At 69.4% G+C, this 22,036-nt stretch carries 16 protein-coding genes and 1 other RNA gene; 10 read left to right on the forward strand and 7 right to left on the reverse strand.

The window, feature by feature from the left end:
• Nucleotides 1-51: 51 nt before the first annotated feature.
• From D7X99_RS43060 to D7X99_RS00065, 3 genes are all read right to left on the reverse strand, one after another.
• Nucleotides 52-225, reverse strand: coding sequence for a hypothetical protein (locus D7X99_RS43060; protein ID WP_167548636.1), 174 nt, complete (start codon nt 223-225; stop codon nt 52-54).
• Between the two features lie 108 nt (nt 226-333).
• The gene (locus D7X99_RS00060) at nt 334-1,326 is read right to left on the reverse strand and encodes a serine/threonine-protein kinase (protein WP_120595024.1); all 993 of its coding nucleotides are present in this window, start codon (nt 1,324-1,326) and stop codon (nt 334-336) included.
• Nucleotides 1,323-2,243, reverse strand: a complete 921-nt coding sequence (locus tag D7X99_RS00065; protein ID WP_121775904.1) for a hypothetical protein — start codon at nt 2,241-2,243, stop codon at nt 1,323-1,325. Before D7X99_RS00065 ends, D7X99_RS00060 begins: the two co-directional genes overlap by 4 nt.
• A 236-nt stretch (nt 2,244-2,479) precedes the next feature.
• Between D7X99_RS00065 and ssrS the strand changes: the two genes are divergently transcribed.
• From ssrS to tyrS, 3 genes are all read left to right on the forward strand, one after another.
• Nucleotides 2,480-2,672: non-coding RNA, 6S RNA (gene ssrS / locus D7X99_RS00070), on the forward strand.
• Nucleotides 2,673-2,691: 19 nt separating this feature from the next.
• Nucleotides 2,692-3,324: a 5-formyltetrahydrofolate cyclo-ligase gene (locus D7X99_RS00075; RefSeq protein WP_169825797.1), complete on the forward strand. Its 633-nt coding sequence runs from the start codon at nt 2,692-2,694 to the stop codon at nt 3,322-3,324.
• 104 nt (nt 3,325-3,428) lie between these two features.
• Nucleotides 3,429-4,691 carry a tyrosine--tRNA ligase gene (tyrS, locus tag D7X99_RS00080; RefSeq protein WP_121775905.1) on the forward strand — a complete coding sequence of 421 codons (1,263 nt, stop codon included), beginning with the start codon at nt 3,429-3,431 and terminating at the stop codon, nt 4,689-4,691.
• Between the two features lie 31 nt (nt 4,692-4,722).
• On the opposite strand, the gene D7X99_RS00085 is transcribed toward tyrS, so the two are convergent.
• A complete protein-coding gene (locus D7X99_RS00085) occupies nt 4,723-5,538 on the reverse strand; it encodes an SDR family oxidoreductase (RefSeq protein ID WP_233613012.1) in 816 nt (271 codons plus the stop codon).
• Nucleotides 5,539-5,632: 94 nt separating this feature from the next.
• Between D7X99_RS00085 and D7X99_RS00090 the strand changes: the two genes are divergently transcribed.
• Nucleotides 5,633-6,799 (forward strand): EndoU domain-containing protein, encoded by a 1,167-nt coding sequence (locus D7X99_RS00090; protein WP_121775907.1) that lies wholly within the window; start codon nt 5,633-5,635, stop codon nt 6,797-6,799.
• Nucleotides 6,800-6,965: 166 nt separating this feature from the next.
• Here D7X99_RS00090 and D7X99_RS00095 read toward each other — a convergent pair whose 3' ends face one another.
• Both D7X99_RS00095 and D7X99_RS00100 read right to left on the reverse strand, forming a co-directional pair.
• Nucleotides 6,966-13,022: an alpha-2-macroglobulin gene (locus D7X99_RS00095; protein ID WP_121775908.1), complete on the reverse strand. Its 6,057-nt coding sequence runs from the start codon at nt 13,020-13,022 to the stop codon at nt 6,966-6,968.
• Nucleotides 13,023-13,081: 59 nt separating this feature from the next.
• On the reverse strand, nt 13,082-13,714 hold the full coding sequence (locus D7X99_RS00100) for an RlmE family RNA methyltransferase (RefSeq protein ID WP_121775909.1): 633 nt from the start codon (nt 13,712-13,714) through the stop codon (nt 13,082-13,084).
• 80 nt (nt 13,715-13,794) lie between these two features.
• Here D7X99_RS00100 and D7X99_RS00105 point away from each other — a divergent pair, with 80 nt between their 5' ends.
• Nucleotides 13,795-14,202: a hypothetical protein gene (locus tag D7X99_RS00105; RefSeq protein WP_120595031.1), complete on the forward strand. Its 408-nt coding sequence runs from the start codon at nt 13,795-13,797 to the stop codon at nt 14,200-14,202.
• A 52-nt stretch (nt 14,203-14,254) separates the two neighbouring features.
• Complete coding sequence (locus D7X99_RS00110; protein WP_121775910.1) at nt 14,255-14,542, forward strand: hypothetical protein; 288 nt, start codon at nt 14,255-14,257, stop codon at nt 14,540-14,542.
• On the opposite strand, the gene D7X99_RS00115 is transcribed toward D7X99_RS00110, so the two are convergent.
• Nucleotides 14,543-15,682: an acyl-CoA dehydrogenase family protein gene (locus tag D7X99_RS00115; RefSeq protein ID WP_121775911.1), complete on the reverse strand. Its 1,140-nt coding sequence runs from the start codon at nt 15,680-15,682 to the stop codon at nt 14,543-14,545.
• A 332-nt stretch (nt 15,683-16,014) separates the two neighbouring features.
• Between D7X99_RS00115 and D7X99_RS00120 the strand changes: the two genes are divergently transcribed.
• The 4 genes from D7X99_RS00120 (at nt 16,015) to D7X99_RS00135 (ending at nt 22,026) form a co-directional block, all read left to right on the forward strand.
• Complete coding sequence (locus D7X99_RS00120; RefSeq protein ID WP_121775912.1) at nt 16,015-17,115, forward strand: efflux RND transporter periplasmic adaptor subunit; 1,101 nt, start codon at nt 16,015-16,017, stop codon at nt 17,113-17,115.
• Between the two features lie 36 nt (nt 17,116-17,151).
• Nucleotides 17,152-20,301, forward strand: coding sequence for an efflux RND transporter permease subunit (locus tag D7X99_RS00125; protein ID WP_121775913.1), 3,150 nt, complete (start codon nt 17,152-17,154; stop codon nt 20,299-20,301).
• Complete coding sequence (locus tag D7X99_RS00130; protein ID WP_121775914.1) at nt 20,301-20,864, forward strand: MarR family winged helix-turn-helix transcriptional regulator; 564 nt, start codon at nt 20,301-20,303, stop codon at nt 20,862-20,864. The genes D7X99_RS00125 and D7X99_RS00130 overlap by 1 nt, the downstream gene beginning before the upstream one ends.
• Before the next feature lie 202 nt (nt 20,865-21,066).
• On the forward strand, nt 21,067-22,026 hold the full coding sequence (locus tag D7X99_RS00135) for a hypothetical protein (RefSeq protein WP_233613013.1): 960 nt from the start codon (nt 21,067-21,069) through the stop codon (nt 22,024-22,026).
• Nucleotides 22,027-22,036 lie beyond the last annotated feature (10 nt).

A 22,036-nucleotide genomic window follows, 5' to 3' on the forward strand; every position in this document is an offset into this window, starting at 1 on the left:
CCGCACAGGGTCGCGAGCACTGACGGACACGCGATCAATCCTTGGGGCGGCTCACCACTTCTGGTCCGGCAGGTTCTTCTCGCGGACCTCTGGATCCGGCTGGCCGTATCCGGGGATGCCCTCCTTGGCCTCGTCGGGCTTGGGCGGAAGCCGCTCGTCGCCCCGCCTTGTCTCCCGGGTGGGCTCGTTCTGCTCGGGCTGCTGCTGCTTTCGCTCGGTCGCCATGGATTCCTCCCGGTGCGGGTTCGCGGGAGGAAAGGTCATCATCCGGAGCAGGCACCGCAGCGGGCTCCATCGGACGGGAGCCCGCGCGACAGGGCCCTGCCCGCCCGGCTACCCGTTGTCTTCTGAGGGGCCGTTGGACGGCGAGCCCCGGTACGCGGGCATCTCGTCCGTGGTGCCGAACAGGCCGCGCACCACCGCCGCGATGGCCAGCGGCGTCCCCACGTTCTCGTCGAAGTGCGGCGACAGCGCCTTCGCGTACTCCTCCGCGGACGAGAAGCGGTCCTCGGGGTTCTCCGCGAACGCGCGCGCCAGCACGTCATCCAGCGCCTGCGGGATGTCCGGACGCACCGCCCGCAGGGGCCGGTACTTGCGCGACAGGATGCCCGCGAAGACCTCTTCCGGCGTCGTGCCCACGAAGGGCCGGCCCAGCGTGAGCAGCTCGTAGAGCACCACGCTCGCGGCCCACAGGTCCGCCTCCGGCGTGACGGCGCCCTGCAGCGACTCCGGGGACAGGTAGTACGGCTTGCCCAGCACCTCGCCGCCCTGGAGCTTGCCGTCCACCAGCACGCGCGACACGCCGAAGTCGCCCAGCTTGATTTCCCCCACGCGGGAGATGAACAGGTTGGACGGGGACACGTCGCAGTGGACGATGCCCAGCGGCTTGCCGTCCGGGCCGGTGGCGGTGTGCGCGTACGCGAGCGCCTCCATCAGCACCTTCGCCAGGTACACCGCGAAGTCGACGGGGAGCGGAATCCCGCGCGCCTTGCACCGGCGCAGGATGTGGCCCAGGTCGCGCCCGTCCACCAGGTCCATCACCAGGAAGGACACGTCGTCCAGCATCCCTGCGTCCAGCACCTTCACGATGTTCGGATGGTCCAGCTGGCGCGACAGCTGCGCCTCGCGGCGGAAGAGGTCCACCGACGCCGGGTCGCGGGTGAGCGCGGGCAACAGCCGCTTGAGCGCGACCGTCCAGCCTTCATAGGGACCGGAGCGCACGCGCGCGCGGTACACCTCGGCCATGCCGCCCTTGCCCAGCAGCGATTGGATTTCGTAGTTGCCGAAGACGCGGATGGGCTTCGACACGGGAGTCGGCGCGTTCACGGGCTGGCGCTGCCAGCTCCTTGCGGATCACGGCCCTGGACCCGCTTGCGACTGCGGGCCTGCTTCACCTGCGCCTCGTACACCGCGCCTTCATTGGCGAACAGCTGGAGCTCGCGCTCCACCAGCGCGTTGCCCTCCGGCGCGGACCAGCCCTCCGCCAGCGCGCGGCGCAGCGCGACCTGGGCGAACCCGGACTCCTGCGCCGCCCGCTTCACGCACGCGGTCCAGAAGAAGGCCTCCGCCTTGGCCGCGCCGCTGCCCACGTTGCGCGCCTGCTCCAGGTACTTGAGCGCCTCCGGCTGCTGCTTGCGCAGGTAGTGCGACACGCCCATGCCCGTCAGCGCCCAGGCGTTGTACTTCTCCTTCTCCTGGGCCAGCACCAACTGGAACTGCTGCGACGCCGCGATGGGGTTCTGCGCCAGCAACGACTGCCCCAGCTTCAAGGTGGCCGCCACGTCCAGCGGCTCCAGCCGGCGCTGCGCCGCTACCTGCGCGGCCCCACCAGACGGCGGGGGCGGCACGGGAGCCTGCGCCTGACGCTGCTCCGGGGCCTGCGCCGTTGCCGGAGTCGGCGTCAGCGCGGCCCCCTGCTCCGTCGCCCGGAACACCAGCATCCGGCTCTTGGGCAGGGCCGGGGACTCGCAGCTGTCCTCCAGCTTCACCACGCCGCCCAGTGCCCGCTCCTCCACGTTGTAGACGAGCATCACCGGGAAGCTGCGGGACGGGGTGCAGGTGTCCCCCGTCTGACAGAGCGTGAGCTCGCCCAGGAAGACGTTGCCCTGGAAGTCGCCTGTCAGAATCTGCTCGGCGACCGGGCGTTGGCAGGGCCCCCCGGCCGGCGCCGTGCCGACGAGGTGCTCCCCGTCCGAGCGCAACTCGATGGGGCCGAAGGCATCTGCCTGGTAGGTACTGTTCATCTGCGGACCCGCCCAGGCGAATCCGGAGGTGAGGCAGGCTACCGCCGCGAGAGCCAATGTTGGGGTCGGGAGCGACATGTCGGGGACCCGGGCATCATAGAAGTCCACGGGGCGGCTTGTAAACGCGCGAGGACGGCTTGACCGCACGCTTCTCCGTCCTTATCATTTTCCCAGAACGCCCTGGGATTTTCCCAGTGATTCTAAGGACTTGTAGCGAGATTTGAGCAGTAAAGGTCTGTTCCCTGCGGGGTGCGTGATGCCCAGCAGAAATTCGAACCGATACGTCCATTCCGGGGTCCGTTTCGGTCGCCATGTGCAAGCCCTCCCCCTTCACCGGGGATGAGGGAAGCCTGCGGTGACATGATTTCGGTCCCCACCTGGCTTCTAAGGGTTCAATGGACGCTGGACACACGGCTCGGCGGGGGACTCTTTCTTTGGAGCGGCGGCGGTGAGCGAGACGGCGGCGGATACGGTGGCGGCGGCGGCGGAGAAGAAGGTAACGCTTCGTGAGGAACTGACGGCGCGCCGCAAGGCGATGACCAATGACCTCATCGACGAGCGTGGCCTCAAGGTCCAGTCTCGATTCCTGGCATCGCCCTACTATCAGAATGCACGGACGGTAGCGCTCTACGCCCCCATCCGGGGCGAGGTGCCTACCCGGGACATCCTCATCGCGGCGTTGCAGGACGAGAAGATCGTCTGCTACCCGCTGTCCCACGTGCACGGGCGAATCCTGGCCTTCCGGGCCATCAAGTCGGAGAGCGAGTTGGAGCCGGGACGCCTGGGCGTCCGGGAGCCCACGAACTCCTCGGACCTGATCGCGGTGGATCAGATCGACCTGTTCGTGGTGCCCGGCCTGGGCTTCAGCCCGGACGGCAAGCGGCTGGGGCGCGGCGGCGGCTACTACGACGCCACCCTCAAGGCGGCCAGTACGCGCAGCCGCCGGGTGGGTCTGGCCTTCAACGACCAGATCGTCCAGGTGCTGCCCACGACGATTGACGACGTGGACATGGACCAGATCGTCACGGAGAGCCAGACGATGCGCGGCCTGTGCCGCAGCTTCGACTTCCTGGACACCTGAGCGGGGCCTGAGCCTCGGGCCAGGCGGGCGGACATCCACGGGTGGGGCGGACATGGAAGTCCCGCCCTGCCCGTCGTCTTTTTTGGGCTAGTGTCCGCGGCGCCATGAACCCGGACGCACTGCGCAAGGCGACCCCCGAAGAGCAGTTCGAAGAAGTCACTCGCGGCACCGTGGATTTGCACGTGCCGGAGGACCTGAAAAAGAAGCTCCAGCGCTCGTATGACAAGGGCAAGCCGCTCGTCATCAAGGCGGGCTTCGACCCCAGCCGTCCCGACCTGCACCTGGGCCACACGCTGCTGCTCACGCGCATGCGGCGCTTCCAGGAGTTCGGCCACACGGTGGTGTTCCTCATCGGGGACTTCACCGCCCTCATCGGGGACCCGTCGGGCAAGAACGCGGCCCGGCCTCCGCTCACCCGCGAGCAGGTGAAGGTCAACTCGGAGACGTACAAGCAGCAGGTCTTCAAGGTCCTGGACCCGGACAAGACGGTGGTGAAGTTCAACTCGGAGTGGCTCGACGCGCTGGGCACCGAGGGGATGATCCGCCTGGCGGCGCGCTACTCCGTGCAGCGCATGCTGGAGCGCGACGACTTCAAGAAGCGCTACCGGGAGAACACCTCCATCGCCATCCACGAGTTCCTCTACCCGCTGCTGCAGGGCTACGACTCCGTGGCGCTGAAGGCGGACGTGGAGCTGGGCGCGACGGATCAGCTCTTCAACCTGCTCGTCGGCCGGCAGCTGATGAAGGAAGAGGGCCTGGAGCCGCAGGTCATCATGACCGGCCCCATCCTGGAGGGCCTGGACGCGAAGCTGGTGGACGGCGTCATCACCGGCTCCAAGATGTCCAAGAGCCTGGACAACTACGTGGGCATCGACGAGCCGGCGGACAGCATCTTCGGCAAGTTGATGAGCATCACGGACGACCTGATGTGGCGGTACTACAAGCTCCTCTCCGCCATGCCGCTCAAGCAGGTGCTGGAGCTGGAGGAGCAGACGAAGTCCGGCGCGGCGCACCCCAAGGCCGCGAAGGTCGCCTTCGCCCAGGAGATGGCCGCGCGCTTCCAGGGCGAAGATGCCGGCCGCAAGGCGGCGGAGGACTTCGAGAAGCGCTTCGCCAAGAAGGAGCTGTCCACGGAGGACCTGCCGCTCGTGGAGGTGTCGCTCGCGGGCGCGGAGAAGATGCTCGTCACGAAGCTGCTGCCGGAGACGAAGTTCGTCGCCTCCGCCACCGAGGCTCGCAAGATGATGGGCCAGGGCGGCGTGAAGGTGAACGGTGAGAAGGTCACCGACCCCAAGGCGGAGCTGGGGGCCGGCGAGTACACCGTACAGGTGGGCAAGCTGAAGGTCACGCGCGTGAAGCTGTCCTGAGTCGCCGCGGCGGGTGCCGCCCGGGCCTGTTTCAAGGCGCGGGCGGCTCCTTCGGCAACGCGCCTTCGTACAGCGCGGCCGAGCGCCCCATCATGAAGCCGTGGGGCAAGAGCTTCATCATCGTCGCGAGGAAGCGGTTGAGGACGCCGGGCACGGAGAGCTCGCGGCGGTGCACGAACGCCTCCACGGCGGTGCGCGCGCAGGCCTCCGCGGACATGATGCCCACGTCGCCCGCCTTGAACTTCCGGTCCAGGCCGGACACCGACAGCATCTCCGTGGCGATGCCGCCGGGCGCGAAGACGGTGACGGACACGCCCGCCTTGCGCAGCTCGTAGGCCAGGCCCCGTCCGTAGCTGATGACGAACGACTTCGACGCGGCGTAGGCCGTCTGGTACGGCAGCGGCGCGAAGCCCGCCGTGCTGGCGACGAGCATCAGCGCCCCGCCCACGCCCTGCTTCGCGAACTGCGCCCCGAAGAGCTGGGACATGCGCACCACGCTGGTGATGTTGGTGGCGAGCATCGCGTCGAAGGACTCGGGCTGCTGCTCCAGCGCGTGGCCGAAGTAGGTGACGCCCGCGTTGAGGATGACGCCGTCGACGGTGCGGCCCGCCGTTGCGGTCTCGAAGACGCGCGCGGCGTCGCCAGGCCGGGTGAGGTCCGCGGACAGGGGCAGCACCTGCACGCCGTGCGCGGACTCCAGCTCCGCCTTGAGCGCGATGAGCCGGTCCTCGCGGCGGGCGACAGCGATGATGTGGGCGCCGTGCTCCTTCGCGAGCAGGCGGGCCATCTCCAGCCCCAGGCCGGACGACGCGCCGGTAATGAGCACCCAGCGGCCTCGGAAATTCATCGGTTTCATATCGAGCGCGTTTATTTCGCGGCGCGGCGCCGCGCGCAACCGGGGAACAGCGGGCTTCGGGCGCCCCTGTTAGAGTCCGGCCACCATGCGCCTCTCCGGGTCGCTCGCCTGCTTCTTCCTGGCCCTCTCCACCGCCCCCGTCGCCTTCGCGGCGAGCGGCGTCTTCGTCACCGAAGAGGCCGTGGACGCGGTGGACCAGCCCGAGTCCGCCAAGGTCGTCTTCTCCGTGCAGCCGGGCGTGTCCTATCCGCTCATGAAGAAGGGCGGCCCTGACCGCGCGTGGTGCAAGCTCCAGGGTCCCAAGGCCGAGGGCTGGGTGCTCTGCGATGGCACGCCCACGGATGCCGTCCAGAAGGCGCCGGACACGGACGCGCTCGTGCGCGCGGACCATGAGAACACGCGCCAGCAGCAGGCGTCGCGAGGCGGTGGAGTGTCCCTCGCGGAGGCGAGGCCCATTGGGAGCGGAGCGGGTGCGGGTGCTCCCGCGGCGGAGCCGGACGACGAGGAAGAAGTCACGGTGGCGGTGCGCGCACCCGCGGGCCGCGCGTCGGCTGCGGGCGACGCAGCGGCATGCGCGAGCACGTGTGATCAACCGCCCCTCTTCGCCAAGGCCCCCGCGCTGTCCGCGATGGACCGCGAGGTGCTGGACCTGTGCCCCGCGCGTCCCGACGCAAGCGTGAGCGCCGGAGACGTGCAGCGCTTCTTCGCGAAGCACTACGACGACGCGCGGGTTCAGCGCGCGCTGTCCGCGGCGGGCCGTCCGGGCTCGCGGCAGGCGAACCTCGAATGGCTCACGAGCCTGTGGGTGAGCACCGGCCCGCGCAACGCGTTCACGCACGTCTTCTGCGGAGACGATTGGCAGCGCGGCCCGATTGGCGGCCTCCACTTCCTGCCCCGCTACGCGCAGCTCGAGGCGGAAGGAAAGGTCTGCTACCAGGGTCCGGCCAGGGGCGAAGATGCAGTGCGCGGTGAGCAGCACCTCATCCGCTTCAAGGGCCTGTCCCCGTGGTCCTGCGGCGTGAAGCGCACGGGCAGCTTCGCGACGTCGCAGGACGCGGTCTCCATCGCCGCCATCGGAACCCGGGCGTTCGCGCGCTGCTGTGCGCGCGGCGGGGCGAAGAAGGAGGGCGGCGTGTACTCGGCGCCGGACGTGGGGGGCGGCAACTGGCGCATCTGGTGCGGCACGCGCAACGGCACCTACGGCATCGCCACGCTGCACCCCACCGACGAAGCCGCCACCTGCGCGGAGTAGCAGGCCGAGGACGTCCGGCCGGACGCGTGACGCCTACGGCGGCATCCAGCATGGACTGCTTCGTGGCAGCCTGCAGTCCGCCCAGGGTGACCAAGCGCTTCACGCTGCGATCGTGAGCAGCGGACCGGCGTCAATGCCGCACGCCGGTCCCCTGCCCTGCTGAGGCCTACTGCGCCTTGTCCACGGTGAGCACCGTGCCCGTGGAGTACGCGGTGAACTCCGGCGCGTACATGGACTGCACCGTCGCCGGGCCCACGCGGAAGGTGCCCGCCATGTTCGCGCGCAGCCGGTACTTGAAGTTGTACTCACCGGCCGGCAGCGCTTCGAAGAAGAAGTTCGTCCCCGAGTCGCGCGTCTCCTCGTACCAGACGATGCCCAGGTCCCACTTGTGGCGGGACTGCGCGTTCTCCGGCTCCAGGCCCGCGGCGCGCGGGTCCCTCAGGTGCACGTACTCCGCCGCGTGCTTCGTGCGCAGCGACAGCTGCACCTCCACCTCGTCACCGGGCCGCAGCCTCGCGCCGTCCGCCAGCGGGCGCAGCAGCGTCTGGTTGCCTTCGCGGATGCGCACGAAGTAGCGGCGCGACACCTGGAAGAAGTCACCGCGCTCCTCCTTGGGCAGCTCCTCCGTGGAGAAGTGCCACGTGGCGGACGCGATGGCGAAGCCCGGCGTCGTCTTCTCCACCACCGTGGTCGCCGTGGTCGCGTTCACCTCCGGCCCGGGGACGACGATCTGGTTCTTCTTCCCCGTGTACACGTCCGGCGAGAAGCTCATGGTCACCGCCTTGGAGCCCACCGTCACCTTCAGCTCCTCGCGCGCGGCCAGCGAGCCCTCCGCCTCCATGTAGTTGACCAGCGCGTAGAGCGCCTCCGCCGTGGCGCGCGTGGACTTCCAGTGGTTCACCTTCTTGTCCAGGAGCAGGTACTGCACCAGGCCCGCGCGCCGAGGGTCCTTCGGGCGCAGCTCCGACAGCGTGCGCAGCGCGAAGGCGTGCGTCTCCGTGGAGTCGTTGTACCAGAGCCAGCCGCGGTCCTCCGGCTGCCAGTACGTGCCCAGGTCCTGCGTCGTCTTCGCGGAGTCCATCACGCTGTCCCAGACCTTCTGCGCGTCCTTCGTGCGCTTCGCCCGGTTCAGCGTGAGCGCCAGGTACCCCTTGAGGTACGGCGAGTGCTCCTTCCAGTGCTTGAAGGAGAACTCGAGCATGCGCTGCCGCTCGGCCGCGGTGAGCGCCTCGCCCGTGTAGCGCGCGTCCGGATACGCCGACGCCACGAAGTTGAGGAAGGTGAGGAACTCCCAGCCCAGGTCCTTCTTCATCAGCCGGTTCGCGTAGTCCTCCCGGAAGTGCTTCGCCAGGTAGCCCCACGCGGGCCCCGTCATGGTGGGCGACACCTCCACGCCGTGCTCCATGGCACGCGACAGGCCGTGCAGGATGTAGAGCGTCATGTACGGCGACGACGGGCCGCCCGGCCACCAGGGGAAGCCACCGTCCGCGTTCTGCGCCTTGCGCAGCTTCGCCTGCGAGGACACGCGCTGGGCCTGGGCCACCTTCGGATCCAACACGCGCAGGAGCGCCTGGTCGGACTCCGCGCCGCCCTTCGCCTCGTTGAGCCAGGGCGTCTCCTCCAGCGTCATCTTCCGGTTCGGGTCCACGTCGTCGAAGGTCTCGAAGCGCGTGCTCCGCTCGCTCAGGTCCTTGGCCACCTTCGCCACCGACGGATACTTGTTGAAGAGGCTGGAGACGATGCCCGTGGACACGAAGCGGTTGAGCGTCTGCTCCGTGCACTCGTAGGGGTAGTCCACCAGGTACGGCAGCGCCTGGAGCACGGAGTAGAAGAGCTGCGCGTCCACTGTCACGACGAGCTGCTCGTTCACCCGCGTGGGGTCGTCCGACTTCTTCAGGTCATCGAACGTCAGCGTCCGGCGGTCCTTGTTGTTCAGCATGGCGAAGCGCGACTGCGACAGGTGCATGCGGCCGGGCAGCACCGGCAGGGGCCGCAGCTCGCCGTCGCTGAACGCGCCCGTCTTCGCGACCACGCGGAAGGCCACCGGCCCCACCCGCGCGGGCGTGGTGATGGGGAAGCGCAGGTTCGTGCCCTTCCCCGCCGCCACCGTGAAGGCCTGCGACGTCGTCTTCACGCCGAACTCCGCGAGCAGGCTCTTCTGCGTGTCCGGATCCACGATGTCGAACGTGAGCTGACCCTGCTGCGTCTGGGTCCCCGCGTTGTTCACCACGACCTCCAGCTCCGCGCGGTCGCCCTCGCGCAGGAAGCGCGGCAGGTAGGGGCGCACCATCAGCTCCTTCACGCTGCGGGTGGCACGCTGCGTGGAGCCACCGCGCAAGTCCCGCGTGAGTGCGTGCACCCAGACGTCCCACGCCGTCACCGAGTCCGGCACCGTGAACTCCAGCACCGCTGACCCGTCCGGCCCGGTGAGCAGCTGCGGAATCCAGAACGCCGTCTCCGCGAAGTTGGAGCGCAGCGGCTCGTCCGACCCTTCCCCCGGTTCCGGGGGGCCCGGCTCCCCCTTGATGATCTGGATGATCTCTCGCCGCTTCTGCTCCAGCACCCGGCCGGGCTTCGGCGCGGATTCCGCGGCGGACGGCGCGGGCGACGGCGGAGGAGGCGGCGGTGCGGCGTCTGCTTCCCGCCGGACGGCCCCCGGCTTCATGGCGCGCATGCGGTGGCCGCCGTAGTAATTGCGGTAGCCCGGACCGCCCAGCCCGTAGCCCTCGCCGAACTTCAGCGTGTCGTCGCTGAGCTCCGGCGCGGAGGGTCCCTCCCGGACGAGCTCATCGAAGAGCCAGTCCGCGCCGAAGACGCCACCAGACGCACGGAAGTCCACGTAGACGGTCTGCTGCGGATACAGCTGCGCCACCTGCGGCGGCGTGTGCGGCCCGAAGACGTTCAGCGACTGATCGTACATGTACGCGAGCAGCTCCGCGGCCCCGGCCTCCAGCTTCGCGCCCTTCGGCCCCTTCACCGTCACGCGGAAGGTCTCCTTCGCGCCGGGCCGCAGCGTGTCGCGGAACGTGGCGAACTCCAGGCTGAGCTCCTTGTCGTCGAAGGGCACGGCCACCGTCTGCTGGAAGCTCAGCGTCTGCCAGTCGCGCACCATCGAGAGCACCACCGTGAAGCCGCCGCGCAGGGCCTCCGTCACCGGAAGCTCCACCACCGCGCGCCCCTGCCCCGCCGTCAGCTGGCGGTGCTCGACGCGCTGGCGTCCCTGATACACGTCCATCACCAGCGGCTGGCCCTCGAAGCCGGAGGCCACCATCAGCCGCGCCACTTCGCCCACGCGCACGGAAGGGCGCTCCGCCGCCAGCACCGCGGGCAACCCCGCCGGGGCGTGGGCCCCCGCCACCACGAAGTCCCGTTGCGCGGTGGCCTTCTGGCCGAACGCATCCGTCGTCTCGTAGCGCAGCCGGTACGTCCCCGCGCGCAGCGCCGGCAGCTTCACGGTGGCGACACCGTCCGCGCCATGCGTCACGGCCGCCTGCGCCACCTCCGCGCCGTCTTCCCAGCGTTGCAGCGTCTGCTCCACGTCGTAGGCCGTGTCCCAGCGCCCCTTCTGCGCGTCACCCGGCGTGGGATAGGACTCCCTGGCCGACTGCGTGTCCGCGTCCAGGGGCTTGAGCCTGTCCACCGGAACCTCCGACGGCATCAGCGGACGGCTCGGAGCCTTCAAGGCAATGAGCCGCCAGCGGCCCGGCCCGGCCTGCGGAGCGCCATCCAGGTTCGAGCGGACCAGCCGCACCTCCGACGGGAAGTCCTCGCGGACGAAGCCCACATCGGAGTCCACGCGCCCCTCCACCGACACGAAGCCCAGGCGGAAGGACCGGCTCGCGGAGCGCGTCTCACCACCCTCGTCCGTCAGGTCCGCCTCCACGCGGTAGCGCCACGACATGCCCTGCGCCTTCGCGAGCCGCTCGTCCGCTTCCGGGGTGAACGCCACGGAGAAGCCGCCGTCCTCGCCCACCGTCGCCGTCCCGGAGGCCACCAGCTCCGTGGTGGCCGGGATGCGCTCCCAGAACCACCAGCGCGGCAGCACCGGCTCGCGCGACACACGCCACTTCACCGCGCCGCGCGTCACCGGGAGGCCGAAGTAGTAGCGGGCCTCGCCCTTGAACGTCGCGCGCCGGTTGAGCCGCAGCGCTTCCGGCGCGTCCTTCAGCGCCACCTCGAAGGTGGGCCGCTTGTACTCCTCCACGCGCACGCTCGCGTAGCCGTTGGGGCTCGTGCGTACCGTCCACTGGCCCAGGGGCCGCCCCGAGGGAATGTCGAACTCTCCCGCCGCCGACCCGAACGTGTTGGTGCGGGCCGGGAGCTTGGACACCTCCTGGCCGTTGGGGTCGACGAGCGACACCGTCACCGCCGCTTCCGGCAGGACGCGGTAGCGCTTCGACACCTCCTCCGGACGATAGGCCACCACCTTCCACAGCAGCTTCTGCTGGGGACGGTAGACGGCGCGGTCGGTGTAGATGAGCGTCTGGTCCTGCGGGTACGACTCATAGGGGGGGGACAGGTACACCGAGCCCGGGAGCACCATCACGCCCTTGCCCCGGCCCAGCACCAGCTGCATGTCCTCGTAGCGGTCGGCGTTCGTGCCCGTGAGCAACAGGTCGCCGTTCGCGTCGGTGCGGCGGCTGACGACGCCGAAGCGGCGGGTGCTGTAGTCCGACGTCACCAACCGCACCTCCACGTTCGGAGCGGCCGCCCCCGTGGCGCCGTCCACCACGTGGACCTCCGCCACGTTGGGGTTCGCCTTGCGCACCGTCACCGCCCAGGGCGACACGGACATCGGCAGGGCGAGGACCCGGCTGTTCTTCTTCGCGAAGTCCTCGCGCGTGGACAGGGCGATGATGTACGCGCCCGCCTTGAGTGTCGGCGGCGTCACGAACGTCTGGTGCCGCTGGAAGTCAGGCGTGGGCGGCAGCGCCATGCTCCACGCGGCGTCCGGCTTGCGCGACGCCACCATGCGGAGCCTCTCCTCGGTGGAGGGGTACAGCGACAGGTCCTCGCCGGGCTTCGAGAGCCGCGCCTCCACATCCACCGCGTACGCCCGGAGGTACACCGTGCCCACGTTGCGGTGGCCCACCAGGATGGAGCGCTTGCCCGGACCGTCCACCTGCATCCCGGTCGCGTACAGCTCCGGCGCCTCCAGCGTCGCCACCAGCGCCGCGCACTGCGCGCCGCCCACGGACTTCGGCCACGCCTCCGCGCCCGCCTTCGCCAGGACATGCGCGGTGATGGCGCGGCCCGCCTGCTCCTCCATCTCCGCGAGCTGGTGCTGGCCCTTGGACCACCACGGCACGTCCCGGAAGCCCTTCAGGTGCGCGGCCAGATGCTCCCGGATGCGCCGCTTGTCCGCGGCGTCGGTGAACGACGCCGCCAGCACTTCGTAGCGCCGCAGCCTCGCCTCCAGCGCCGCCTCGCGCCGGCCCGCCGCCTGGTGCCACGCCTCCAGGTCCCCCAGCACCGCCGCCACCTTCATCAGCGGATGCACCGACGGATCCTTCAGCTCCACCTTCGGCGTGCCGTCCAGGAGCGCGCCCAGGTCCAGCCGATACACGCCCTGCTCCTGCTCCGGCCGCCACAGGCCCGTGTCGGCCAGCGAGCCCACCCACAGGTACGTCACCGCGTCGCGCACCGTGGAGCGGATGCCCACCGGATACGTGTTGGGCTGGATGTACTCGGACAGCACCTTCACGGGCTCGGTGCCGAACTTCTGCCGCGACTCCCAGACGGCGGCGTACGTGCGCTGGATCTCCGCTGAAATCTGATCCTTCGTCCACGCCTTCAGGTCCACCGGCCCGGTGGACACCACCTGCTCGCGCTGGCCAATCTCGTAGCTGTACGACTGCTGGTAGTTCGCGAGCACCGCCGCGTAGAACAGGTGGAGCGTGGCCTGCTGCCGCAGCCCCTCCGGCCAGGGCTGTTCACGCAGGAAGCGCACCGTCGTCTCATAGCCATGCAGCCGCGTGCGCAGCTGCACCGTGCGGATCAGCGCGCGCGTCCACTCGTCCGCGTCACCCTGGGCCTTCGCCGCGGCGAGCCGGGCCTCGGCCCCCTGCGCGGCGGACTCGACCTTGTCGTCATCAACGAGCGCGTCGATGGCCTTCCACGTCGGGGGCGCCTTCGCGGGGGCCGCCACGGACACGGAGGACAGCATCAAGGACAGCAGGCACAACACGACGACGGACGCACGCGAGCGTGGTGGAGAAGACATAGGGGCGGCACTCTAGACGCCGCCCGCGTCCCTGGCGTTCCCTTCTCTGTTTCAGGGGGCTACGGCGCCGGGGCCCGGCGCCTCAGACCCACCACGTAGACCTCCATGCTGGCGCCGCGCGTGGCCTCCGGACGGACGATCTTCACCTCTTCGAAGTGCTGCCGCACCTCGTCACGGAAGGCCTCGAAGTCGCCTCCCATGAAGACCTTGGCCACGAACGTGCCGCCGGGCCGGCCGCGCGTGGCGGCCACCTCCAGCGCCTTGCCCGCGAGCCGCAGGCTGCGCGCCTCGTCCGTGCCCTTGATGCCGGACGTCTTGGGCGCCATGTCGGAGATGACCGCGTCGTAGGGGCCGTCGTACAGCGCGGCCAGCTTCGCGTCGAAGTCGTCCGCGAGCACGTCCAGCACCGCCGTCGTCACCCACTTCTGGGAGAAGGGACGGATGGCCGAGATGTCCACGCCGATGACGCGCCCGTGCATCCCCACCGCGTCCGCCAATATCTGGAGGAACCCGCCGGGCGCCGCGCCCAGATCCAGCACGGCCGCGCCCTTCTTCACGGACCCGGGGAAGCGCTTGAGGATCTCATCGACCTTGAACGCGGAACGCGCTCGCAGTCCCTCTTGCTTGGCTTTCTGGAAATAGTGGTCTTTAGGACGGTAGGGCTTGCCCATGTCAGAAGCCGTCCCTAGCATCCGCTACTGTCTTCGGAAAGCCGGAGCAGTCGCGGCCTGTCGGCTGGCCGCGCCCACGGATTTGCCGGAGGGTTGGTGGCATGGGCACCCGGAGCGTGACAGCGGCCTTGTGCATCTCCCTGCTTTTCGCGGGCGGAGCGGCTTTCTGCTACGCGCGCGCCGAGGCCCTGCAGGCGGAAGGGCGCTGGCTGATGGCTCGGGGCAGCGCCCAGGCCTCCGACTTCGCCCAGAAGCTGGACGGCACCTCCGTGGACGCCCAGCTGAAGACCTTCAAGGAACGCCGTGGGGTGATGGAGCAGGCCCACCGCTGGCAGCGCGGCATGCTGCTGGGCATCATGGCCGCCGTCCTGTCCGGCCTGTCCGCCTACGTCCTCTTCCTCCTCAAGCGGCTGGACGACCAGCTCCTGGACGCCACCGGCGAGCTGCGCCGGCCCCAGGAAGCCTCCTCCCTGCCCACCCCTGCGTTCGCGACCAGCGTCCAGCGGTAGACGAGACTCTGGCAGGATGCCGCCCCGTTACCGTCTGACGGGGAGGACCGCCATGCCCGGCTGCGCGCACTGCGGACACGCACTCGACATCATCGCGAATCAAGTCGGCCGGAGCGCCACATGTCCCGGCTGTGAGGAGGACCTGCGCTCGTGCCGCAACTGCCGGCACTTCGACGAGTCCGTGGCCAAGGCCTGCAAGGAGCCCTTCGCGGAAGCGCCCCGCGACAAGGACGAGGCCAACTTCTGCGAGCTCTTCCAGCTGGGCGAAGGCGGCCTGCACCAGAAGGCCTCGCGCGACGCGATGGTCAGCGCCGCGGAGGCCCTCTTCGGCAGGAAGTAGCTAGAAGCCGTACAGCTTGGAGATGATCTCCTTCATCACCTCGGAGGTACCGCCGCCGATGGTGATGAGCCGCACGTCGCGCCACATCCGCGCGATGGGCGTCTCCTCGATGTAGCCCATGCCTCCGAAGAACTGCTGGCAGTCGTAGGCCACGCGCTGGGCCAGGTCTCCGGCGAACAGCTTCGCCATGGAGATCTCCTTCACCGGGTTCTCCTTCCGGTCGTAGAGGTCCACCGCGTAGTAGTTGAGCCGCCGCGCCGCCTCCACCGCCGTCAGGTGCTCCACGAACTTGTGGCGCCACACCTGGAACTTGATCAGCGGCCGGCCGAACGCCTCACGCTCGTTGCCGTACTGGAGGGCGTCCTCCAGCATCCGGTCCATGCCGCCCACCGTGGTGATGGCCCCCACCAGGCGCTCGCCCTGGAAGTTGGTCATGATGTGGTAGAAGCCCTGGTTCTCCTCGCCCAGGACGTAGCGCGCGGGGATGCGGCAGTCCTCGAAGTAGAGGATGGCCGTGTCCGAGGACAGGTTGCCGATCTTGTCCAGCTTCTTGGAGATGCTGAACCCCTTCACATCCGTGGGGAACGTCACCAGCGAGATGCCGCCGTAGCCCTGCTCACCGGTGCGCACCGCCAGCGTGATGAAGTCCGCGCGCGTGCCGTTGGTGATCCACATCTTGGAGCCGTTGATGACGTAGTCGTCGCCGTCCCGGCGCGCCGTCGTCTTGATGCTCGCCACGTCCGAGCCGCACCCCGGCTCGCTCACGCCCAGCGCCGCGATGCGCTCGCCCTTGAGCGCGGGCTCCAGGAACTCGCGCTTCTGCTCGTCGGTGCCAATCTCGCTGATGATGGGCGTGGCCATCTGGCTCTGCACCAGCAGCGCCATGTTCACGCCCGCGTTGCGGCTGCGCGACAGCTCCTCCGCGAACGCCGTCACGTACCAGTAGTCCAGGCCGCTGCCGCCGAACTTCGGGTCGTGGCTGATGCCCAGGAAGCCCAGCTCGCCGCACTTCTTGAACAGCTCGCGCGGGAAGATGCCCGCCCGGTCCCACTCCAGACCGTAGGGCGCCATCTCCTTCTCCACGAAGGCGCGCACCGACCTGCGAAACGCCTCGTGCTCCTCGGTGAACGGATTGAGCATCGCGAGTCCTTGGGGGTTGTCCCGCTGCGGGTTGATTCGCGAGTCAATAACAGGCGCCCACCGTCAGCCACAAGCAACGCCCCGCGTCCCCACCCCGCCTGACGCCCGCCTTCCTGGTGACGCAGCGCGCCGGCACCGGTGTTGTGAAGAAGTCTGAAGGCCTGGAAGGCAGGCAGCCAACCCCGCAGGATGACTGGTGAGTGGATAGTCCGCACTCCGGAGTATCCTCTTGACAGATAATCGAGCGTCGGTAATTTCTAGCCCACAAAGAATTAGCCGGAGCAGGTGCCAGGGCGGGTGTCCCGCCGGCGACCCGGCAGGAGTTCGGACGCGTGAATCAGCGAATCTTGGCTGCCGTGGTGGCCGTGGCGGTGTCGACGGCGGGGTGCTCGAAGGCGGGCGCGGAGAAGGCGCAGCTTCCGACTCAGCAGGAGGGCTCCAACGCGCTGGGCGTCAAGGCGATCACCCCGGCCACGGAGCTGGAGCAGAACGTGACGCGCGTGACGGGCCAGGTCCGCTCCAAGCAGGAGGCCGTCCTGGGTCCCCAGGCGACCGGCACGCTCGCGAAGGTGAACGTCCGGGTGGGCGACAAGGTGAAGAAGGGCGACGTGCTGGCGCAGCTGGACACGTCCAACGTGTCCATCGCGGTGGACCAGGCGAAGGCGGCCAAGGACATGGCGGAGGCCTCGCTGCAGCTGGCCACCAGCACCCTGGAGCGCACGCGCAAGGTCGCCGAGTCCGGCGGCGTCGCGGCCAACGCGCTGGAGCAGGCGGAGATCGGCCAGAAGCAGGCCGCGGCCCAGGCGGCCCAGGCCGGCGCGGCGTACCGGCTGGCGGTGGAGAACCTGCGGGACCACAACATCGTGGCGCCCTTCAACGGCATCATCACCGCGCGCAACAAGAACGTGGGTGACTCCGTGGCGATGACGCCCTCCACACCGGTGTTCTCCATCGTGGACGCGGACGGGCTGGAGATCCGGATGATGGTGCCGGAGTCCGTCATCGACAACGTGACGCCGGGCATCGTGACGCCGGGCACCGTGAACCCCAGCGGCATGCGCTTCGAGGCGAAGGTCGCCAACGTGGGCGCCGTCATCGACGCGCAGAGCCGCACCGTGGAGGTGCTGGCGGACGTGACGGGCAAGACGGACCACCCGCTGCGCCCCGGCGCGCTGGTGGAGATGGACTTCTCCAAGGCCGCGGGTGACGCGGGCAACGGCCTGTTCCTGCCGGCGCAGGCCGTCAGCAGCAAGGGCCAGGACGGCTTCGTGTGGGTGGTGCAGGACGGCACCGTGCGCAAGCGCGACGTGCGCGTGCAGCGCGTGCTTCCCGGCTACGTGAAGGTGCTGCAGGGCCTGACGGCGGAAGAGCGCGTGCTCGCCGACGCTTCGCTGGACGTCAAGGAGGGGACCGCCGTGCGCGTCGCGCAGTAGCGGTCCCTCCTCCCCTCTTCTTCCCTGGGTATCTGAATGCTCAAGACCTTCATTTCACGGCCCATCTTCACCGCCATGCTGATGCTGGCGGTGGTGGTGTTCGGCCTGTTCGCCTATCCGAAGATCGGCGTGGATCAGTTCCCCGACGTCGACTTCCCCGTCGTCACCGTGACGACCGTCCTCCCGGGCGCGGACCCGGAGAGCATGGAGAAGAACGTCTCCGACCCGCTGGAGGAGGCGCTCAACACGCTCAACGGCGTGGACACGCTCAAGTCCATCAACCTGGAGAGCGTTTCGCAGATCGTCGTGCAGTTCAAGCTGTCCACCAAGGTGGACCTCGCGGCGCAGGACGTGCGCGACCGCGTCCAGGCCACGTTGAGCAAGCTGCCGGATGAGGTGGAGACGCCCGTCGTCGAGAAGTTCGACATCGGCGCCGCCCCCATCATCACGCTGGCGCTCGCGGGCGCCCTGCCGGTGGAGGAGCTGACGCGCATCGCGGACGACATCGTGAAGCCGGCGCTCCAGCGCAACCAGGGCGTGGGCAGCATCGACATCGTCGGTGGCCGTGAGCGGGAGATCCAGCTGGTGGTGGATCCGAACCGCCTGCGCGGCTTCGGTCTGGCCATCAGCGATGTCAGCCAGGCGCTCAAGGCCCAGAGCCTGGACGTCCCTGGCGGCCGCAGCATGGACAGCGGCCGTGAGCGCGTGGTGCGCCTGACCTCCGAAGCGAAGAGCGTGGAGGACATCCGCAACATCATCATCACCAGCTCCGGCGGCGCGCCGGTCCGCGTGCGCGACATCGCGGAGGTGGTGGACGGTCCCGCCGAGCAGCGCTCGGGCGCGAAGAGCGGCGATCGCAGCGCGGTGGCGATGGTGGTGCGAAAGCAGTCCGGCTCCAACACCGTGCAGGTGGCGGACCTGGTGCAGGAGTCGCTCGCGGACATCAACAAGACGCTGCCCGCGGGCATCCAGGTGGAGACGGTGACGGACAACGCGCGGTTCATCCGCTCGTCCATCCACGCGGTGCAGGAGGACCTCATCCTGGGCGGCGTGCTCGCCGTCCTCATCGTGCTGGTGTTCCTGCGCAACCTGCGCTCCACCATCGTGGCGGCCATCGCGCTGCCGGTGTCCGTGGTCGGTACGTTCGCGGTGATGGCGGCGCTGGGCTTCACCTTCAACATGATCACGATGCTCGCGCTGACCCTGTCCATCGGTCTGCTCATCGACGACGCCATCGTGGTCATCGAGAACATCGTCCGTCACATGGAAGAGGGCGCCTCGCCCATGCAGGCCGCGCTGGAGGGCGCCGGACAGATTGCCCTCGCGGTGCTCGCGGTGACGCTGGCCATCGTGGCGGTGTTCATCCCGGTGGCCTTCATGGACGGCATGATCGGCAAGTTCTTCTACCAGTTCGGCGTCACGGTGGCGGTGGCCACGCTCATCTCCTACGTGGTGTCCATGACGCTCACGCCGATGCTCTCCTCGCGCCTCTTGCGTGAGCACGGGCACCCGACGGGCATCTCCGCGGCGGTGGAGAAGGTGCTGGTGGGCATGGAGAACGGCTACCGGAAGATCCTGGGTGGCATCCTCCGGCAGCGCGCCCTCACGATGGTCGTCGCGGTGGTGGTGCTCCTCGCGACCTTCGGCATGGCCCGCTTCCTCAAGTTCACGTTCATCCCGGAGCAGGACAACGGCAACATCAAGCTGACGGTGGAGCTGCCCATCGGGTCCACCATCCACCAGACCCAGACGCAGCTGGACACCTTCGCGGCCCAGGTGCGGGCGCTGCCGGGCATCGCCTCCACGTTCACCACCGCCGGTGGCGGCGTGCAGGAGGAGGTCCACAAGGGTGAGGTGCTCATCAACCTGAAGCCGGTGAAGGACCGCGCCTTCAAGCAGAGCGAGCTCAAGGCCTACCTGCGCCAGACCATCAAGGCGCCCCCGGGTGTCGTGGTGGCCGTGCAGGACGTGGCCGCGGTTTCAGGTGGTGGCGCGCGTTCGCAGCAGGTGCAGTTCAACCTGCGCGGCGACAACTGGAAGGAGCTGACGGAGTCCGCGGAGAAGATGCGCCAGGCGATGCTCAAGAACCCGGGCCTCACCGACGTGGACATGACGTACCGCTCCGGCAAGCCGCAGTACGACGTGCAGGTGGACCGCGACCGCGCGGCCACGCTGGGCGTGCCGGCCGCGTCCCTGGGCGCCACGCTGCGCTCCTACCTGGGCCGGGACAAGGTGCTGGACTACCGCGAGGGCGGTGAGACGTACGAGGTGAAGCTGCGCCTGCCGCCGGAGACGCTGGCCTCCGCGGACGCGCTCGGCCAGCTGGCCGTGCGTGCGCCGTCCGGGCAGCTGGTGGAGCTGCGCAACCTGGGCCGCATCGTCCCCGCCGAGGGCCCGGTGCAGATCGACCGCCAGGCGCAGCGGCGGCAGATCACCATGCTGGCGAACCTCAAGGAGGGCTACGCGCTCTCCGACGCCATCACCTACATGCAGGGTTACGCTTCCACGGAACTGCCCAAGAGCGTCGTGGGCGAACTGGAAGGCAACGCGAAGGAGCTGGGCAAGTCCGTGGCCGCGTTCGGCACCGCGCTGCTGCTGGGCATCATCCTCATCTACATGATCCTCGCGGCGCAGTTCGAAAGCCTCATCCACCCGTTCACGATCATGCTGTCCCTGCCCTTCGCCTTCATCGGGGCCATTGGCGGCCTGCTGATCACCGGCCAGTACATGTCCATGTTCGCCCTCATCGGCGTCATCATGCTCATGGGTCTGGTGGTGAAGAACGGCATCCTCCTGGTGGACTTCACGCTGCAGGTCCGTGAGAAGGGCCGCACGGCGCACGAGGCGCTCCTCGAGGCCGCCCCGGTGCGTCTGCGCCCGATCCTGATGACGACCATCGCGATGATCGCCGGCATGATCCCGGTGGCCATCGCGAAGGGCGACGGCGCGGAGACGCGCGCGCCCATGGCCATCACCATCATCGGAGGCCTCGTCACCTCCACGTTCCTCACGCTGGGCGTGGTGCCGGTGGTGTACTCGCTGCTGGATCAGCTGGCCGCGCGCTTCAAGCGCAACAAGGGCAGCGACACGGGCTTCGCGGGGGGCTCCGGCCCGGCGCACGGTCCGTCCAACCAGGACCGTGAGCGGGAGGCCGCGGCGGCCGCTGCCCGGGTGGAGACTGCCTGATGCGCCGACCCACCTCCATCACCTCCCCCTCGGAGTCCGAAGTGCGCTCCGAGGGGAAGGACGAGGCCGCTGACGAGAAGGCCGTGATGGAGCGCCTGCTCCAGGATGGGGACCAGTCCACGCCGGACTCACGCCGCTTCATGGGGCTCATCCGGGAGCTGGCCCACTTCCGCTCCTTGAGGGACCCGCTGGCGAGCCTCTGCGACGACATGCGGCTGACCCCCACCCAGGTGCACGCGCTTGGGTGGCTGGGCATGGACGGCCCCATCCAGGTGGGCGTGCTGGCGCAGCGCATCGGCATCACCAAGAAGACCATCACCGGCGTGGTGGATCGCCTGGAGGACATGGGCATGGTGGAGCGCGGCCGGGACGCGGAGGACCGGCGCGCAGTCACCGCGAAGCTCACCGACCGGGGATGTGAAATCTACAAGGTCATCCAGCTGATGACGGACGCGGGCATCCGGCGGTTGATGGGCCTGCTTCCCGACGATGACCGCGAGGCGCTGTTCGGCATCATCGAGCGGATGCTCGCCCGCATGAAGGCCGGCGCCCCGCCGCGCTGAAGAGGGCACCCAGGTGCGCGGATGGGCGCGGGCTGCGACACTGCCCGCGCCCATGCTCCCCTCCTTCGTGGCCCTGCTCGGGCTTGGCCTGAGCGCCGCTCCCCCGCCCTCCCCCGCCGCACCTTCCGCGTCCGTAGTGCTCCACGCGCAGTGCCGCACACACGGGGCGGATCCATCCAGACCCTGGGCGCTCGCGCACGGCATGGACCTGGACGGGAAGGCCTTCCGCGCACGGGATGGCCGCGCGGCCTCGGACGCCATCGTCGCGGGGTTCCTGCGCCGCGACGCCCCCGACGAGGGAGGCACGGCCCGCTACTTCTTCGACGCCTTCACCCCGGACGGCACGCCCGTGGAGCCCCACCCGGCGCTCCAGGTGAAGACCTTCCTGCTCGCGGGCTACCCCCGCTCGCATGCGTTCCCCACGGCGTGGGGCAAGGTGACGCTGCGGGAGCTGGTGGCGTCGCTCCAGCACGACTTCCGCCCCGCGCTCGCCGCGTCGCCGGACGGAGCGTGGGCGCTGGACGCGCTGTCACACGTGCTGGAGCCCGGGGGCTCGTTCGTCAACGGCGCGGGAGAGACGGTGCGCATGGACGCGGTGATGGACACCGCGCTCGCCACGCTGGAGTCCGCGAACGCGGAGCTGCTCCGGGGCATGAAGGCGGGCCTTCCCCAGGTGCCCAAGAACAAGCAGGGCATCTACGCGCACCCGTGTGGAGGGCTCCACTTCTTCCAGGCCGTCGCGGGCTGGGCGCGCTTCCCCGCCGTGCGCAAGGCGTGGGGCTCGCGGCTGGACGCGCAGGTGGACGTGCTGGTGTACCGGCTGGGTTCGGAGGCGAAACAGTACGAGGCCGCGCTCACCGCCGCGCCCGCGTACCGCGTCCCGGTGCTGGTGCAGATGGTGAAGTTCCACGGCCACTTCCTGGAGGCGCTGGGGCGCTACCGGGACGAGACGGGCTGGAAGCCCACGCCCGCGCAGGCCCGGGCGGTGGCGGAGGCGAAGGCCGCGCTGGAACACGCGACGCTCAGGCTGGAGGCCACGGGCGCCTTCCGCGACACGGAGGCGCTGACCAAGACGCAGCCCCAGCTCGCCCTGGACCTGGTGGGCGATGCGTGCCACGCGGCGCGCGGCTGGGACCTGTGGGCCTCCGCGAAGGCCCGTTGAGACCCGAAGC

It is taken from the genome of Corallococcus sp. AB032C, from assembly GCF_003668935.1.
GTDB lineage: Bacteria > Myxococcota > Myxococcia > Myxococcales > Myxococcaceae > Corallococcus > Corallococcus exiguus.